The sequence below is a fragment of the Streptomyces sp. NPDC047028 genome (genome assembly GCF_040644095.1).
Lineage (GTDB): Bacteria > Actinomycetota > Actinomycetes > Streptomycetales > Streptomycetaceae > Streptomyces.
Genome location: NZ_JBEYVS010000010.1, coordinates 158,200 through 174,627, shown reverse-complemented (window position 1 = coordinate 174,627; position 16,428 = coordinate 158,200). Strand labels below are relative to the sequence as shown.

General features: G+C 72.2%; 13 protein-coding genes and 2 pseudogenes. 6 read left to right on the top strand and 9 right to left on the bottom strand.

Annotation, left to right across the window (positions count from 1 at the left end; all coding sequences use genetic code 11):
• Positions 1 to 114: 114 nt before the first annotated feature.
• Positions 115 to 972, bottom strand: a complete 858-nt coding sequence (locus ABZ854_RS12250; RefSeq protein ID WP_361208264.1) for a class I SAM-dependent methyltransferase — start codon at positions 970 to 972, stop codon at positions 115 to 117.
• Positions 973 to 1,020: 48 nt separating this feature from the next.
• Here ABZ854_RS12250 and ABZ854_RS12245 point away from each other — a divergent pair, with 48 nt between their 5' ends.
• Positions 1,021 to 1,593, top strand: a complete 573-nt coding sequence (locus tag ABZ854_RS12245) for an XRE family transcriptional regulator (RefSeq protein ID WP_361208261.1) — start codon at positions 1,021 to 1,023, stop codon at positions 1,591 to 1,593.
• An 82-nt stretch (positions 1,594 to 1,675) separates the two neighbouring features.
• Here the strand turns inward: ABZ854_RS12245 and ABZ854_RS12240 are convergent, their stop codons facing one another.
• The 4 genes and pseudogenes from ABZ854_RS12240 to ABZ854_RS12225 form a co-directional block, all read right to left on the bottom strand.
• On the bottom strand, positions 1,676 to 2,740 hold the full coding sequence (locus ABZ854_RS12240; protein ID WP_361208258.1) for a helix-turn-helix domain-containing protein: 1,065 nt from the start codon (positions 2,738 to 2,740) through the stop codon (positions 1,676 to 1,678).
• A 207-nt stretch (positions 2,741 to 2,947) separates the two neighbouring features.
• Positions 2,948 to 4,744, bottom strand: a complete 1,797-nt coding sequence (locus ABZ854_RS12235) for a putative Ig domain-containing protein (RefSeq protein WP_361208255.1) — start codon at positions 4,742 to 4,744, stop codon at positions 2,948 to 2,950.
• Positions 4,745 to 5,176: 432 nt separating this feature from the next.
• Positions 5,177 to 5,563, bottom strand: coding sequence for an SDR family oxidoreductase (locus ABZ854_RS12230; protein WP_361208252.1), 387 nt, complete (start codon positions 5,561 to 5,563; stop codon positions 5,177 to 5,179).
• 77 nt (positions 5,564 to 5,640) lie between these two features.
• Positions 5,641 to 5,772: pseudogene (locus ABZ854_RS12225) on the bottom strand (SDR family NAD(P)-dependent oxidoreductase); the annotation flags it as partial.
• An 89-nt stretch (positions 5,773 to 5,861) separates the two neighbouring features.
• Here ABZ854_RS12225 and ABZ854_RS12220 point away from each other — a divergent pair.
• The 4 genes from ABZ854_RS12220 (at position 5,862) to ABZ854_RS12205 (ending at position 10,935) form a co-directional block, all read left to right on the top strand.
• Positions 5,862 to 6,197 (top strand): hypothetical protein, encoded by a 336-nt coding sequence (locus ABZ854_RS12220; protein WP_361208249.1) that lies wholly within the window; start codon positions 5,862 to 5,864, stop codon positions 6,195 to 6,197.
• A gap of 729 nt (positions 6,198 to 6,926) precedes the next feature.
• Positions 6,927 to 8,222, top strand: coding sequence for an alpha/beta fold hydrolase (locus ABZ854_RS12215; protein ID WP_361208246.1), 1,296 nt, complete (start codon positions 6,927 to 6,929; stop codon positions 8,220 to 8,222).
• A 12-nt stretch (positions 8,223 to 8,234) separates the two neighbouring features.
• Positions 8,235 to 9,827, top strand: coding sequence for an alpha/beta fold hydrolase (locus ABZ854_RS12210; protein ID WP_361208243.1), 1,593 nt, complete (start codon positions 8,235 to 8,237; stop codon positions 9,825 to 9,827).
• Between the two features lie 28 nt (positions 9,828 to 9,855).
• Positions 9,856 to 10,935 carry a winged helix DNA-binding domain-containing protein gene (locus tag ABZ854_RS12205; protein ID WP_361208240.1) on the top strand — a complete coding sequence of 360 codons (1,080 nt, stop codon included), beginning with the start codon at positions 9,856 to 9,858 and terminating at the stop codon, positions 10,933 to 10,935.
• A gap of 88 nt (positions 10,936 to 11,023) precedes the next feature.
• On the opposite strand, the gene ABZ854_RS12200 is transcribed toward ABZ854_RS12205, so the two are convergent.
• The 3 genes and pseudogenes from ABZ854_RS12200 to ABZ854_RS12190 all read right to left on the bottom strand — a co-directional run bounded on the left by ABZ854_RS12200 (position 11,024) and on the right by ABZ854_RS12190 (position 13,789).
• Entirely contained in the window at positions 11,024 to 12,670 is a 1,647-nt protein-coding gene (locus ABZ854_RS12200; protein WP_361208237.1) for a ricin-type beta-trefoil lectin domain protein, read from the bottom strand.
• Positions 12,671 to 12,824: 154 nt separating this feature from the next.
• A pseudogene (locus ABZ854_RS12195) lies at positions 12,825 to 12,959 on the bottom strand (beta-1,3-glucanase family protein); the annotation flags it as partial.
• 491 nt (positions 12,960 to 13,450) lie between these two features.
• Positions 13,451 to 13,789, bottom strand: a complete 339-nt coding sequence (locus tag ABZ854_RS12190; RefSeq protein ID WP_361208234.1) for a hypothetical protein — start codon at positions 13,787 to 13,789, stop codon at positions 13,451 to 13,453.
• A 536-nt stretch (positions 13,790 to 14,325) separates the two neighbouring features.
• On the opposite strand from ABZ854_RS12190, the gene ABZ854_RS12185 reads away from it, so the two are divergent.
• Positions 14,326 to 15,756, top strand: coding sequence for a DUF4157 domain-containing protein (locus tag ABZ854_RS12185; RefSeq protein ID WP_361208232.1), 1,431 nt, complete (start codon positions 14,326 to 14,328; stop codon positions 15,754 to 15,756).
• A gap of 139 nt (positions 15,757 to 15,895) precedes the next feature.
• On the opposite strand, the gene ABZ854_RS12180 is transcribed toward ABZ854_RS12185, so the two are convergent.
• Complete coding sequence (locus ABZ854_RS12180) at positions 15,896 to 16,255, bottom strand: hypothetical protein (RefSeq protein WP_361208229.1); 360 nt, start codon at positions 16,253 to 16,255, stop codon at positions 15,896 to 15,898.
• Positions 16,256 to 16,428 lie beyond the last annotated feature (173 nt).

The window sequence follows — 16,428 nt, the reverse complement described above, 5'->3', positions numbered from 1 at the left end:
CCAACCCCAGAACGGACGGACCCGATCGCCGCGGGACACGACCGGATCCTGCTGCCAGGGACCACGCTCGCCGAACTCGCCCTGCGCGGCCCCGCGTGACTGACTGCGGGGGGTTCAGGGGCGCCGGGCGATCCAGGTGGTGCGGGTGGTGCGCACGCTCACGTCGTCGCGGTGCGCGATGCTCAGCGGCTGCGTGTGGTCGAGAAGCGAGTCCCAGGCGGCCAGGTCCTCGGTGTCGAGGACGTCGGTGACGTGTGAGCGCAGCTTGGCCAGGCAGATCTGGGCGTAGGTGTTCAGGGCCGGCCCGGCCTCGGCGTGGTCCAGGCGGATCTCGACGGGGCGCGGCTCCTCGACGGCGAATCCGGCGTCCTGGAGCCGGCCGGTCCAGGCGTGGGGCGGCCGGGTGTTCGTGGCGGCGTGCAGGCGCGCCTCCAGGCCGGGCCGGCCGATGCCGGTGTCCTCGGGCAGGAAGCGGGGGAAGAAGTCCATCTCGGTGACGGCGAGGAGCCCGCCCGGGCGCAGGTGCGCGAACGCCTGGGCGAGGGCGTGGCCGGGGTCGGCGACGTGGTGCAGGAAGGCCGCGGCCCAGATCAGGTCGTACGGGCCGTCTTCCCCGAGGTCGTTCCACGGCTCGTCGAGGTTCGCCTCCCGGGTCGTGATCCGCTCGGCGAGGCCGAGTGCGGCCGCCTGCTTGTTCAGGCGGTGCAGCATCTGCGGGGAGATGTCCACCGCTGTGATCGCCGCCGAGGTGAAGCGGCGGGCGAGGGCGAAGGTGCCGGTGCCGGGGCCGCTGCCCAGGTCCAGGATCCGTATCGGAGCGGGGTCTGCCAGGGCGGCGAGCGAGCCGGTGAGCTGTGTGAGGAAGGGTTCCAGGACCTCGGCGTCGAGTTCCAGCAGCCGGGCCATGGCGAGGTCGGCGTCGCTCGCCCGCTCGTGTCCGGGGTGACCGTGAGCGCTGTGGTGTGTGTGCATGGCTCGACGGTAAAGCGGGCCTTGTCCTCGCGTCATATACTCTTGCCGGTGGAGCAAGAATCGACGTTGGACAGCATCGTCAGGGTCCGGATCAGGTCTTTGCGCAAGGCGCGGGGCTGGTCTCTGGACAGCCTCGCGGGGCGGGCGGGCATCAGCCCCTCCCAGCTCAGCCGCATCGAGACCGGGCACCGTCGCATCAGTCTCGACCAGCTCACCGCGATCTCCCGCGCGCTGGGCAAGTCCCTCGACGAACTCGTCGAGTCCCCCGACGACTCCGACGTCGTCATCCGCCCGGACCGCGACGAGCACCGCGGCGTGACCACCTGGCTGCTGAGCAACGACGGCGGGCCACACGGCCTGACCGTCGCCAAGATGCGCATCACCCACCAGGCGGGCGGCGTCGCCCCCGAGGACCTCGGGGTCCACCCCGGCCGGGACTGGTTCACCGTGCTGTCCGGCACGGTGGTCCTCCACCTCGGCGAACGCGTGATCCGCGTGGAAGCCGGGCAGGCCGCCTCGTTCTCCACCATGACCCCGCACGCCCTGCGCAGCGACCGTGGCCCCGCCGAGATCCTGTGCATCCTGGACCACAACGGGGAACGCAGCCATCTGCACACCTGAACCGCCCGCGCGCGCCACCGCGTCAGAGCGTGACCGTGATCTTTCCTTCCGATCGACGGCTCAGGGCCACGGCCCAAAACGGTCAGCGGTCGGAGTCCGGGCTCGGGCTGAGCCAGCCGCGGTGGGCCGCCTGGACACCTGCCTGGAAGCGGGTCGTGGCGTTCAGGGTGGTCATCAGGGCGTGGATGCGCCTGACGACGGTGCGTTCCGTGATGCCGAGGGCGCGGGCGATGGTGCGGTCCTTGGCCCCGGACGCCAGCAGGCGCAGGATGTCCCGGTCGCGGGGGCGCAGGGGCTGCGGGGAGTTCGGGGAACGGGGGGATTGCCCGGGCTGGTTGGGGTGCGGGGCGTCGCGGGAGCCGGTGTCCGTGGCCGAGGAAGGCGCGGGGTGCGCGCCGCCCAGGGGGGCGCCCTTCTCCCAGAGGGCGTCGAAGGTCACCAGGAGCGCGTCCAGCAGCGGCGAGGAGCGTACCAGCAGGCGGGTCGAGGCGTCGGCGCCGGTGAAGCTGAGCGGGATGAGTGCTTCGGTGCGGTCGGCGATGAGCATCTTCATTCGTACCTCGGGCAGGCTGCGGGCCTGCTCGCCGGCGGAGAGATACCGCTCCAGCAGGGCGAGGCGGTCGGGCAGGGCCAGCACGGGGGCGTGGTAGAGGGCCCGGTACCGTACGCCGCGCGTCAGGGCCTGGAGTTCGTTCGTGTTGAGCGCGCCGTCGTTGAGGTACGGCGGGCTGTCGATGATCAGCACTTCCTCGCGGGCGCCGAGTTCCAGCCGGGCGAGGGTTCTCAGGACCGCCTCGGCACCCTCCACCAGTTCGAGGAGCGGGCTGGACCCGTCGGCCACCGGGGCCCGACGCACAGTCAGCTCACGGGCCCTCGCGCGCAGTTCGTCGAGTACCTGGTGCTGGTGCAGGACCAGGGCGTCCAGGGCGACCTCGGGGGGCGCGGCGACGTAGCGGGCCGGGCGGCCCAGGAGCCGGTTGCACAGGGCCGCGGCGGTGAGTCGTTGCAGCGAGTGGCGGATGGTGGGAGTGCTCAGGGCCAGCGAGCGCGCGATGTCGGCGGGATCCGCCTGGCCGTGTGACAACAGGTACAGGTATACGTCGCTGTCGGTCGCGCCGAGGCCGACCGGTTCGAGCAAGTGGCCCATGCGGCGGACCCTAGGTCGCGGGACCTGGCCAGACGACCGGCTGTCATCAAAGGATGAGCCAAGGAATCCTCAAATCGACTGGTCAGCAGGGTGTTTGGGCATGGGTGTGCCGCCCGGCGCGGACGGGTTGTCCGTGCCGGGCGGCGGGAGGGCGCGCCTCGCGGCGGGGAGGCGCGCCGGGCCGCGGTGGCGGTGGCGGTGGCGGGGTCAGAAGCCCTGGTAGACCCGCCAGCCGAAGGTGGTGGACCCGGTGGACCCGTCCGTGTCCTTCGCCGTGATCCGCACCGTGTAGTAGCCGGCCCTGGTCGGTGTGCCGGTGATGGTGCCGGTGGTGGAGATGTGCAGGCCGGGCGGCAGGCCCGCGGCGGAGAAGGTCAGCGGTTCACCGTTGCTGTCGCTCGCCCGGACCGTGACCGGCTGGGCCTGGAAGCCGGTGAAGCCCCACTGGTCACCGGGGTTGGTGACGGTCACCGCGCCGCTGCCGCCCGAAGTGATGGTCCAGGTGAAGGAGGCGGTGCCGGTCTTGCCGTCCGCGTCCTTCGCGGTGAGCGTCACCTTGTAGGTGCCGGCCGTGCTGGGGGTACCGGAGACCGTGCCGGAGGAGGCGTCGACCGACAGGCCGGCCGGCAGGCCGTCGGCCGACCAGGTGTACGGCGCCGTACCGCCGCTCGCGGAGTTCTTCAGCGACACCGCCTTGCCGACACTCCCCTGCTGGTCGCCGGGGTTGCCGACCGAGACGCCGGACGGCGGCGGGGTGTCGCCGCCGGGTGTGAAGGCGCTGACACCCTCGGGGGTGCCGAGGCCCGTGGGGCCGTCCCATCCGGTGCGGGCGGAACAGGTCTGTGTGCCGCAGTTGCCGTTGCTGCCGGTGGTGACGTCGTTCAGCGCGGCGGTGTGCGCGTACGGGTACGACGCCGGGTTGTCCTGGGCGCCGGGAGTGCCGGCCAGCGCGTACATCGCGGTGATCAGGGGGGTCGCGAGGGAGGTGCCACCGTACTGCTGCCAGCCGGGAGCCTGGTAGGTGTCGTAGATCGCGAGTCCGGTCTGCGGGTCGGCGACCGCGGAGACGTCCGAGTTCGCCTTCTTCCCGCAGCCCGTGCCCACGTTCTTCTGCCACGCCGGCTGCGTCTGGTACGCCGAGCAGCCCGAACCGGCGCCGCTCCACGCCGACTCGCTCCAACCCCTGCTGTTCGACGACCCGTTGAGCGAGGTCCCACCGACGGCGAGGGTGTACCGGGAGGACGCCGGGTACTGCGTGCCGCCGTTGTAGCCGTTGTCGCCGGTGGCGAAGGCGAACAGGACGCCGGGGACGTTCCAGTGCTGTTCGTCCGCGGTCTGACCGGAGCTCTCCGGTGAACTCCAGGAGTTGGAGACGAACTTGGCGCCCAGCTTCACCGCCTCGTCGTCGGCGGCGTACATGTTGGGGTCGTTGTTGTCGTCGGACTCCACCAGCAGGATGTGACAGGCGGGGCAGGCGGCCGACACGGCGTCGAGGTCAAGGGTGATCTCCTCGCTCCAGCCGGCGTCACCCTGGGGGTAGTCGGTGCCGCCGCGCTGGTCCGTCTTGCGGAAGCAGCCGTTGGCCGTGGTGCACGCGGGGAGGCCGTACTGCTTGCGGTAGGTGGCGAGGTCGCTCTCGGCGTTGGGATCGTCGTAGGCGTCGACGATGGCGACGGTCACGCCGTCGCCGCCGTCCGGCAGGTTGTAGGCGGACTTGATGTCGGCCGGCCCGTAACCCGACGGCGCGGCGGGCAGCACGCCCTGGCCGCCGTGGGCGTCGTCCCGCCCCATCGCCCAGCAGTGCGCATGCCCGGCCTGGGTGTCGGCGCAGGCCCGGGACACCGTCGCCGGGGCCGTCCCGGACGAGGGCGGGGCGGGAATGGCGAAGGCCACGGCCGCCGTGGGCAGCACACCGAGTCCTGCCGTCAGGGCGGCGGCCATCGTCAGACCGGTCAGCACGGACGGGCGTCTGCGTATGCGGGAACGGGGCAACTTGCGTGTCATGGCGTCCCTTCCGGGTGTGGGGACGGCGCGCGTCGCCGAGCGTCCGACGGCGAGGTGGTCGCCGTCGGACGCCGGTGCCCGCGCCGAGTGCCTCGCACCGTAGGACCGCCTCGGCCCGCCGGGCAGGGAGGAGTACGACAATGTCGTCAACAGGACATCGGACGCCCCCCTGCCGCCCCTCCCTCCCGAAGGTGTGGCGGTCAAGGCCGTGCGGGCTGGGGTGCGGAGGCCAGCAGGCCCCCGATCACCCGCTCGGACTGGGCGGAGACCCTCTCCAGGGTCTGATGGACGGTCGGCTCGGCAGCGCACGACCATGGGTCCAGGCTCAGAGGGTCGAAGGGGACAGCGGCCGGCGCCGGGCGGAGGGGGCCGCCCTGTGGCGACTCCCTCCCGCACGGACTTGTTCGCCTGCCCGATGTCCGGGATTCCGGGTCAGGCGGTGTATCCGCCGTCCACGGCGAGACTCGTGCCGGTCACGTAGCGGCCGCCGGGCCCCGCGAGGAAGGCCACCGCGGCGGCGATGTCCTCCGCCTCACCGAAGCGTCCAAGGGCGGTCAGGTCCCGCTGGAAGTCGCCGGCGTCGCCTTCGGCCGGGTTCATGTCGGTGTCGATCGGGCCGGGGTCGACGGTGGTCGCGTTGATCCCGCGCGGCCCCAGCTCCCGGGCGAGCGCCTTGGTCATGCCGAGCAGCGCGGTCTTGGCCATGGCCTGGACGACGAAGTTGGCACCGGGGACACGCCCGTTGAAGCACGAGCCGATGCTGATGATCCTCCCACCGTCGCCCATGTGCCGGGCGGCGGCCTGGGCCGCCAGGAACACCGACCGGCTGTCCGCGGCAAGGCCCGGTCCAGGTCCTCGGTGGTCACCTCGGCCAGCGGGCCGTAGGCGAGGAAGCCGGCGTTGTTCACCAGGACGTCGATGCCGCCGAGTTCCTCGACGGTCCGCTCAACGGCCTGTGCGGCGGCGTCCGGCAGGATGAGATCGGCCTGGAGGACCGAGGCCGTACCGCCCTCCGCCTCTATCTCCATGGGGTGAGAAGCGGCGCGACGCCCTGCTGGCCGGCCTGGCGGCCGATGGCGACGGTGAGGACACGGCGGTCGAACGGCTGCGCCGGTGCATGATCGCCCTCGCCCGGATGAACGAGGGGCACCGTCAGGAGACCAACTCGCTGCTGATGGCGTGGGTGCGGGCCGGCCGGCCGCTGCTGGAGGACCCCTACCTGGCCGAGCTGTTCGCCACGATCGCCGCCGCCGGCCTGAAGAGCGGCGAGTTGCGGACCGAGGTCGGGGCCGAGCGGATCGGCCACTCCCTGCGCGACCTCTACCTCGGCGCGCTGTACCGCTGGTGCGGCAGTCCGGAAGAGGACGAGAAGGAGGCAGCGGCTGCCGGCGGCCTCACCACCGAACTGCTCGACATCCTCGACCTGACCCTGGACGGCATCCGGGCGACCTGACCCGCTCCGGCGCGGAAACGGCGACGGGGGCCGTCCAGTGCACGACGGGGTGGCCGGCGTCCGTTTCGCCGATGGCCAGGTGGACCATGAGCCGGTTCGGTGCGGCGCCGTGCCGGTGCTCTTCGTCGGCTCCGAACAGGACGAGGTCGCCGGGCGGGACGTGGATCGGGCTTCGGGTGCACCGACGCGTTGTGCGGCGGGCCCGCGTACGTGCCGGTGTGCGCGCTGCCCCCTCCGGGCGGGCCCCCGAGTGGCGCACACGAGTGGTGGGTGTCCCCCCGCTCGCACAGGCTGGCCACGCGTGGCCGCCGTAGGCACGCGTCGGCCGGCGAGGCGACGTGTGCCGGTCCGGACGGGCGGCCTCGGACGTATGAGAGACGGAGTCACATGGCGGAACAGGTCGTCGATCGATGGTGGCTGCCCTTCCCACGGGGCAGCGGCCGCCGGACAGGACACGCGGGGGCGCGACGTGCGCGCACGCGGCGGTACCTTCGGGGCGTGCGCGGCGGGGCCGCCCTCGCCGCAGCCGGTCTGACCCTCTTGGGCACGGCCGGCCCGGCCGCCGGCCGGGCCGCGTCACCCCTGGGCCGTAGTACCCGGCCAGGGCCTCCGGCGCGGTTCGTGCCCGGTCCGTGCCCGGTCGCTCCCCAACCGGTCCCCGGCCGGTGCGGGTTCCTGGAGGTGCCGGAGAACCGCGCCCGTCCGGGCGGGCGGACCATCCGACTGGCCGTGTCCATCGTTCCGGCCACCTCCGCGAAGCCGGCCAAGGACCCGGTCGTGTTCATGGAGGGTGGTCCCGGGGGCGACGCGATCGGGGCCATTCCCTTCCTCATCGACTCAGGGGTGAACCGGGACCGCGATCTCATCGTGATGGCCCAGCGGGGCACCCTCCACTCGCAGCCGAACCTCGCCTGCTCGGAGATCGACCGGTTCCAGGCAAAGGCCGTAGGGCTGCGCTACGACGCGCCGTCGACCGGACGGCTCCTCGTGCGCGCGACGGAGCAGTGCCGGAAGCGTCTGACGGCCGCCGGCATCGATCTGAGCGCGTACAACACCACCGAGAACGCGGCTGACTTCGCCGACCTGCGCACGGCGCTCGGCATCGGCCGGTGGAACGTCTACGGCTACTCCTACGGCACCGATCTGGCCCTCACCTATCTGCGCAGGCACCCCGCCGGGATCCGGTCGGTGGCGATCGACTCGGTCGCGCCTCCGCAGGTCGTGAGCCTGCCGTGGACCTGGGACAGCGCCAGGGAGGGGATCGACGCGATCTTCCGCGCCTGCGCGGCCCAGCCGCGCTGCAACAGCCGCTACCCCCACCTGCACCGCACTCTGACGGAGCAGGTCCGCCGGCTGGCGGCGCATCCCCTGACGGTGACGGCCGAGCCTCCCGGCGGAGGGGACCCGGTGAAGGTCGTCCTCGACGGGGGCGCGCTGGTGAACCTGCTGGTCGCCGACGGTGGCGCCCTGCCGGCCGTCGACGTCCCCGCCGCGCTCGACGAACTCGCCCACGGAAACCCGGAGCGCTTCGCCCGCGCGCGTGCCGCCGGTGCGACGCCCGCCATCGGCGAGTTCGCCTACGGCCTGACGAACTCGGTCGCCTGCAGCGAGTGGGTGCCCGGCTTTTCGCAGCGGGACGTGCTCGCGGCAGGACGCTCGAACTTCCCCGGGTGGCCCGACACGGTCCTGGCCCAGGCACCCCAACTCCCCTTCCAGTACGAGGCGTGCCGCGTCTGGAACGTTCCGGACCGCACCGCCGTCCAGCGGGTGGCCACGGTCAGCACGGTGCCGGCGCTCGTCGTGTCCGGCACGTTCGACGCGAAGACCGGGGCGAGTTGGGGGCTGTACGCGGCCCGTACCCTGTCGCGGTCGACCGCGGTGCTGATTCCCGGCATCGGCCACTGGGTGGTCCCCCAGTCGCCCTGTGCGCAAACCGTCCTGGCCTCCTTCCTCGCGCAGCCGGCCGCGCCCGAGACCGGGTGCGTGGCGGGACTCGCGCCGAAGCCGTTCACCATCACCCCCTGAACCGGAGACCGCATGTCGTCCCTTCGTCCAGCACCCTCCCGGCGCCTCGTGCGGCGACTCCCGGCGGCACTGTCCGGTGCGACGGCCGGCGTCCTCCTCGCCGGCCTCGCCGTGGCACCCGCCTCGGCCGGTCCCGCAGCCACCGCGCCCCTCGGCACGGTCGCCCGGACAGCGGGCCACGCCCGCTTCGTGCCGGGCCCCTGCCCGAGAACCGCGGACCCGGTTCCCGCTCTGGAGACCGCCCGCTGCGGCACGCTCACCGTGCCGGAGAACCGGGCACGGCCCAAGGGCCGGAAGATCACCCTCGGGGTCGCGATCGTGCCCGCGGCAACACGCAGACCCGCCTCCGACCCGATCGTCTGGTTCGCCGGCGGCCCCGGCGACGACGCGGTCTCGGAGATCCCGTTGGCGCTCGCCGGCGGCCTGAACCGCGACCGGGACGTGATCTTCATGTCCCAGCGGGGCACCTACTCGGCCGATCCGGCCCTCATCTGTCCGAACATCGACGAGTTCAACGCCCGTGCCGTCGGCCTCGTCTACAACGCGCCGTCGACGGGGCTTCTGCACGTGGAGGCTACGCGGGCCTGCCGTGAACGCCTGGCGAGCCGCGGGGTCGACCTCAGCGCCTACAACAGCACCGAGAGCTCCGCGGACTACGCCGACCTACGCAAGGCGCTGGGTATCCGACAGTGGAACGTGTTCGGGATCTCGTACGGCACCGACCTGGCGCTGCTCTACATGCGCCTGCACCCCCAGGGGATCCGGTCCGTGGGCATCGACGGCGTCCTGCCGCCGTCCCTGGCAGGTGGGGGCGTGACCTGGAAGGCCGCCCGAGAGGGCTTCGACGGTCTGTTCCGGGCATGCGCGGAGCAGCCCGCCTGCGACAGCCGCTATCCGCACCTCAAGGCCACCTTCGAACGCCTCGTCCTCCAGCTGGACGCCCGGCCGGTCACAACCACCGTCACCCTTCCGGACCGGCCCGAGCCGGTGAAGGTCGTACTGGACGGCGCGGCCCTGGTGACCTGGCTGACCTCGGCCACCCATGTGGCGGCCGGAGTGCCCCGCTCCATCGACGAGTTGGCCCACGGCCGCCCGCAGCGGATCGCCGAACAGTGGGCGGGCGGAAAGCTCAGCCCTCAGGCCATCGGCAGGGTCTCCCACGGCCTGGCCAACGGCGTCTTCTGCGGCGAGTGGACCCCGTACGAGAGCCAGGCCGACGTGATCAGGGCCGGACGGCGCGCGTTCCCGTCGTTCCCCCGCTCCCTGCTGGCCAACGCTCCGCAGCTGCCCTTCCTGTACCCGGACTGCCGGGCCTGGGACGTGCCGGCGGCGCCGCCCTCGGTCCGGGACGTGACGCGCAGCGACATCCCGACGCTCGTCGTGTCGGGCGGGTTCGACGCCCAGACCGCGCCCAGCAACGGCCCGTACGTGGCACGTACGCTGCGCCGGTCCATCGCGCTCACGGTCCCCTACGTCGCCCATGTCGCGTACGCCGAGTCGCCGTGCGCGCAGACGATCACGACGTCGTTCTTCGACACTCCGGCCTCGCCGGGCACACGATGCCTCGCGGGTCTCAAGCCGCCCACGTTCGACACCGGGACGTGAAGGCCGGTTCCGTGATGTGGTGGTGCCCATGCGAGCCCACGAGAGGGTCCGGCGGCTACGGGCCGAGGCGCAGGCCCTGGCCGGCGGAGCACGGGAGGCCTCTGCCGAGGCGGTCGTCCGGCGGGTCTTCGCCATCCAGGCCCAGGACGCCACGGCCGCCGACCTGGGCATCCGGGTGCGCGGCCGGGACGTCACCGCCCGCGCCATCCGCAGGGCGTACGAGGAGGACCGGAGCATCGTCCGCGGCTGGTACATGCGCGGCACCCTGCACACCGTCCCCAGCGACGAGGCCCACTGGGTCCTGAGGTTGCTGGCTCCGCGGATCCTTGCCGCAACCGGCCGCCGTTACGGGCAACTCGGCCTGGACGACGATCTGCGCGAGCGTGCCGACGATGTCATCCGGCACGTCCTCGCCGGGCACGGCCCGCTGACCCGGGCCGAGTTGACCGAGCACCTCACCACCCTCGGCGTCCCGCCGCACGGGCAGGCGCCCTTCCACCTCATCCGCCACGCGGCACTCACCGGCATCCTCTGCCACGGACCACGGCGCTCCGGTGAGGCCACCTATGTGCTGATCGACGACTGGCTGCCCCGCCCGGGGCGTTTCCGGTGGGAAGAGGACACCGCTCTCGTCGAGCTGGCCCGTCGCTACCTGGCCGCGCACGCCCCTGCCGGGGTGGAGGACTTCGCCACCTGGTCCGGACTGCCGGTCTCCTGGGCACGCAGGGCCTGGAAGCTGCTGGCGGAATCCGGCGCGGTGACCGAGTACGGCGGGTTGACCACGCTCGCCGGGCGGACGCAGGAACCCCCACCCCAAGACGCGTCCGACACCCCGGACGTCCGCTTGCTGCCCGCCTACGACAACTATCTGGTCGGCTACCGCACCCGCGAGATCTCCGTCCCCGCCGACCGTCGATCCCAGGTCTGGCCCGGAGGCGGCACCATCCGGCCCACCGTCATCGCCGAGGGCCTGGCCATCGCCACCTGGGCCCGTGGCTCCGGCCCGGCCCCAGTCAGAGTGGACGCCTTCGAGGACGTCCCCCCTCACATCCAGCAGGGTATCGACAGGGAGACGGGAGCCGTCGTCCGCTTCCTCCGGGCCACTTGATGTGACTGCTCTCAGTCCGCGCGGACTCGCGGCACCGGGCCCCCCGGTCCGGTGCCGTCCTCGCCTCGGGCCGGGACCCTCGTACCTCTCAGGCCAGGGCGAACTTCTGTGCGGCGGTGCCGTTGCAGTCCCAGATCTGCAGGCGTGTGCCGTTCGCGGTCGCGCCCGACGGGGAGTCGATGCACCGGCCTGTCGTCGGGTTCCTCATCGATCCGTCGGCGTTGGCGACCCAGTTCTGGTAGCCGCCGCCGTTGCACGTGGCGAGCTGGAGCGGTGTGCCCGCGGCGTTGTTGCCGCCGGCGATGTCCAGGCACCGGCCGAGAGTCCGCAGCGTCTGGCCGTTCCACGTCCACTTCTGGTCGAGCGAGGTGGCCTGCTGGCAGTCCCAGAGCTGGACCGCGGTGCCGTCGCCGCCGGCGTCGTCACCCGACACGTCCACGCACTTGCCGCCAGGGCCGTAGATGGGGGTGCCGATGGCGAACTTCTGGGCGCCGGAGCCGTTGCAGTCCCAGATCTGCAGGCGTGTGCCGTTCGCGGTCCCGCCCGACGGGGAGTCGATGCAGCGGTTCGAGGTCGGATTGCGCAGGGATCCGTCGGTCTGCCGCACCCACGACTGGTAGCCGCCGCTGTTGCAGGTCGCGAGCTGGAGCGGTGTGCCCGCGGCGCTGTTGCCGCCCGCGATGTCCAGGCACCGGCCGAGAGTCCGTAGCGTCTGGCCGTTCCACGTCCAGTGCTGGTCCTTGGCCCCTGCCTGGCAGTCCCAGAGCTGGACCGCGGTGCCGTCGCCGCCGGTGTCGTCACCCGACACGTCCACGCACTTGCCGCCCGGACCGGTGATCGCCCGGCCGGTCACCGAACCACCACCGCCCCCGGAGCCGGGGCCCTTGTTGTACACGGCCACAGAGTCGATGACGAGTTTGCCGCCGGAGACCGTGGCCGCGTTCGGGCCGCCGCCGAAGGCGTCGGGGAAGCCGCCGCCCATGGCCAGGTCGTAGATGATGAAGAACGGGTGGTCGACCGCGTTGGACCAGGTCGTCGCGTCCACCTGGCCGGCGTTGACGGTGTAGAAGTTGTTCCCGTCGAGGTAGAACCGGATCTGTTCCGGTGACACCGAGCGGTCGATCTCCGTCGCGTAGTCGTGGAAGCCCGTCTGGCAGCCCGGACAGGCGCGTTCACCAGAGCCGATGCCGGTCGACTCGTGACACGGGCCGCCCGGGTTCACGCCGCAGTGGAGGGTGCTGAAGACGGAGTTGCGGCCGTTGATGTCCTCCATGACGTCGATCTCGCCGGAGGCCGGCCAGGACACTCCGCTGCGCAGCGGGGCGCCGAGCATCCAGAAGGCCGGCCAGTAGCCGGCGCCGTCGGCGGTGGTGACGTCCGGCTGTTGAAGGACGGACTCGATGCGGACGACTCCGCCGGCCGGGGCGCCGAACGTCGCCGCCTGGGTTTCCACGCGCCCGGACGTCCATCCCGCGCGCGGGTCGGAACCGGAGTGGTTGGCCTGCAGCACCAGGTGGCCCTGGCCGTCGTAGCGGACGTTCGAGGTGCTGTTGGTCATGGTCTCTATCTCACCGGTGCCGAAGTTGCTGCCCGGCCCGGTGTCGTACTTCCACAGGTTCTGGTCGACGCCGGTCCCGGACGCGCCGTTGAAGTCGTCCCTCCAGGTGAGGGTGAAACCGGAGGGCGGCGAGGGGACGGCCGCATCGGCGGTGGTGGCGGTGGCGGTGATCGCCACCGTGACAGCGAGGACCGATAGGACTGAGAGCGCTCTCTTCATCGCACTGCGTCTGGGTCTCGCACCATGGGGTTGCATGTGTCGGCCCTTCCGAGGAAGTTGTGTGCTTTGACGGTCAGCGGCGTGGGTGCAGGTGGTGTCAGGTTCCGTCGGCGCCCAGCGTGATGCTCCACGAGGTATGGGCGCTGTCCTGGAGGTGTCCGTCGACGGGGGCGGCCCCGGTGGGGCCGACGTCGTCGTAGGGGAAGGCGTATCGGATGTCGGCGCGGTCGTGTACGAGCCGCGCGTAAAGGGGGCCGGACGCGCAGCCGACGATGTCGGTGGCACTGATGCAGGCGTGGACCACGTCGTGGCCGGAGTCGTTCGCCAGCCTCACGGGCAGCCGGGCAGCCGCCGCCCTCGCGGTGGCGGCAAGAGGGGAGAGCGGGCTGAAGGGGGCGGTGGCGGCAGGGGCGGTGGCGGCGCCGGCAGAGGCCCGGAAAGTGCGTCGGGAAACCACAGGGGCCCTCCCGGTGGGGGAATGGCTCGCCGGAGGACGAGCGGCGGTGTTGAGCCGTGTGCGGTTCTGTCCGAGGGGGACGCTATTGGACTGAACCAATACCGTCAAGATTCCGCGTCAGATCGCACCAACCGGCGTACGCAGAGGGCTGATCGGGTCGTTCTCGACCGGTCGCGGCGCCTCGGGGCGAGGAGCGCTACTTCGCGCGTCGGGGGTGTCCCTCGCGCGAGCCTGGGAGTGTCGGCGGGTACGGACGCTGCCGAACGTCGCGCGCCGGGGGCTCAGACGTCGTTTCCTGCGGCGGTTTTGGGGTCTGAGCCCGATGCGAGGGCGGCCAGTTGCCGCAGGCGCCGGAGATACCGAACTTTTTCTGCTCCCGTGATCAGGGCCAGGATCTGGTCCAGGTCTGCTACGCAGTCGCGCAGGATCCGGTGCCGTTCCGGGTCGAGAGAGCCACCGTGGTCCTGCCGGGTGGACACGCACCCGGCGATGGCCGCGTCGAGCAGCACGATGTCGATGCCGCCCGGCTCCGCTCCACGCAGCCCGGCGGGGAAGGCCGCGTGCAGGTGTTCCTGCCACAGAGACGCGATGGTGGCTGACTGCCCACTCGACCTGCTCATACGGCTCATCTGCCCGCAGGCACCCCGCCCTGGGCGTTCACTTTCCCGCTCAGGCGGCGGTGGCCGACGAGGCTGCGGCTGTGCCGGGCTCGGCGGCCGGGAACTGGTCCATTAGGCCAGGTCGGACGCCAGCGCCAGCCAATAGGCGCATGCAGGCTGTAGGCGGTGTCAGTGTGGTCGATCACGACGGGTACGGCCATGTGCGAGGCTCCTTTCGCGGCAGCGGTCCGCGGCCAGGGCGTCTGCGGCGCCCCCGTCCCGAGCGAGGCCCGCCGCGACGGCCGTCACACCGTGGGCAGCGGTGCCGAGAACTGCAGCGGCCCGCCCTCCCTCGCAAGGACTCCCGCTGGCCCCCGGTGGCCCCGCTTGCCGTCATGCCCCGCCGTTGCCGGCGGACGGACCCGGTGCGGACGTACGGGCCACGGGCCGGGGAGTCATGCGGGTTGCCCCTGGCTGTGCCCTCGGGTACCTGGCCCGGCCGCGGGTGGTCCGGGTAGGGATGGGAGGGAGTTGTCTGCCGCCATGGGAGAGGTCGCATGTACGCCGAAGAGCAGGCCAGGCCGGCCGGGGCACGCACAGGCCGGGCGCCGGCCCGTCCCTCACAGACTGCGGGCCGGACGCCGTACTCCGGCCTCCTCGCGCTGCAGGGCACACTCGGCAACGCGGCCGTCGTCCAGTTGCTCCGCCGGGCCGGACACGACTGGAGCCACGAGGAGCACCAGCACGGCGCCGGCTGCGGTCACCAGGAGACCGGACAGCCCGTGCAGCGCTCCACGGTCCATGACGTGCTGCGCACCGGTGGCCGTCCCCTCGACGACGGCACACGCAGCGAGATGGAAGCCCGGCTCGGCGCGGACTTCTCGGACGTGCGCGTCCACACCGGCAGCGCCGCGAGGGCTTCCGCCGCCGAGATCGGGGCGCGGGCCTACACCTCCGGCGCCCACGTCGTCCTGGGCGAGGGTGGCGGTGACAAGCACACCCTCGCCCACGAACTCACCCACGTCATCCAGCAGCGCCAAGGCCCGGTCGCCGGCACGGACCGCGGTGACGGGCTGCGGATGAGCGACCCGGGCGACCGGTTCGAGCGGGAGGCCGAGGAGAACGCGACCCGCGCGATGTCCGCGGCGTCCCCCTCCCCCGCCGCCGGGCCGGAGCAGCACGCCGCGGACAGCGGCGGGCACGAGGGGCACGCCGGCCACGGGGCCGGGGAGGCGGCGGTCCAGCGGGCGATCCTCGTGGTGGACCACGAGACGAACGACTACTCCGACATGATCGAGAACGGGAACGAGGTTCCCCGGCACCCTGCGTTCAAGGACCTGGGCCTGCCCGAGGACATGATGAACCACCTGAAGAGGCTGGCCGAGGACGAGGACGGCAACTACACGGTCGAGGAGGCGCTGGCGCGGGTACGGCACACGGTGACCGGTGGGGTCAACGTCGTCAGCAAGGAGGAGGCGGGCTTCCTGGGCGACCTCGCGCAGCGGCGCGGCAAGGTGTCCTCGTACGACCCGGACATGATGCCGATGGCACGGTCCGTCCTCAGCAACCTGGGCGTCCCCGCCGGTGCGGTGGAGGTTCACAAGGGGTCCATCACCGCGTTCGGCAGCCACGTGCCGCACACCGACATCTTCGTACCGCACCCGGGGCCGTGGACCAAGATGGAGCCGCCGCACGACCTCGCCTCCTGTCTGGACGAGGTGATGGGGGCCGCGAGCCATGCCTATGTGCTGACCGACAACGAACCCCAGCAGAATTTCGCCGAGAGCCTTCGCGAAGGCATCAACCGGGTCAACAGGGCCAACACCGGCGCCGAGGGCCACTCGCCCCTGACCGTCACCGTCAAGGAGTTGGAAGGGCCGGAGGGCACCGAGTTCGACATCGCGGACAGCAAGGAGCCGGGGGCCGACGTCCCGTACAGGGCCCACCACCGCCCCGACTACCGGCTGGTCCGCGTCTCCCGCGCCTGAGCACCGCGGCGCGGCGGCGTGTCCCACAGGGTTTTGGTGACGGTGCCGGTGACGCGTACGGTCTCGGCCGGACGTACCGCGCTCGGGCGGGCGGTCACCGCCGGGCGGTTGGCGAGGGCTTCACCCAGGGATTGCTAGGTCATCGGCCGGATTCCTCCTCGGAGCGGCCCGGTGGGTCGGCCAGGTCGGTGATGTGGATGTCGACGGCGGCGACGTCCAGACCGAGGCTCAGGTCGGCGCTTTCCTTCACGTGCCGGCGGACCTCGTCGGCGAGGACGGTGAGGTCGGGAGTGGACAGGGATGCCTGCACGCCGAGGTGGACGGTCACCTGATTCGTGTCGGCGTTCGGTCCGGCGATGATCCGGCAGGAACGCGTGCGCACGCCGGGAACCTCGTCGGCGGCGGCGCGCAGGGTGCGCGCGGCCGCCGACTCCATGATCCCCAGCCGCTCGTCTTCGTACGGCGAGGGTGTTCCGGACGGGTGGATGGGTGTGGTCATCGCCGGGCCCCCAGGGTGCTGGTGAGACGGCGTCGGGCACGGACGGCCTGCTCGGTGATGCCGACTGTCGCCGCGACGAGGTGGAGGAGCTGCCGTCCCATTCTCTCAGCACCCGGCAGGTCCGCTGCTCGGCCGACATGCCGCGAGGGCCTGGCGCAGTTTCCCGACCGCGG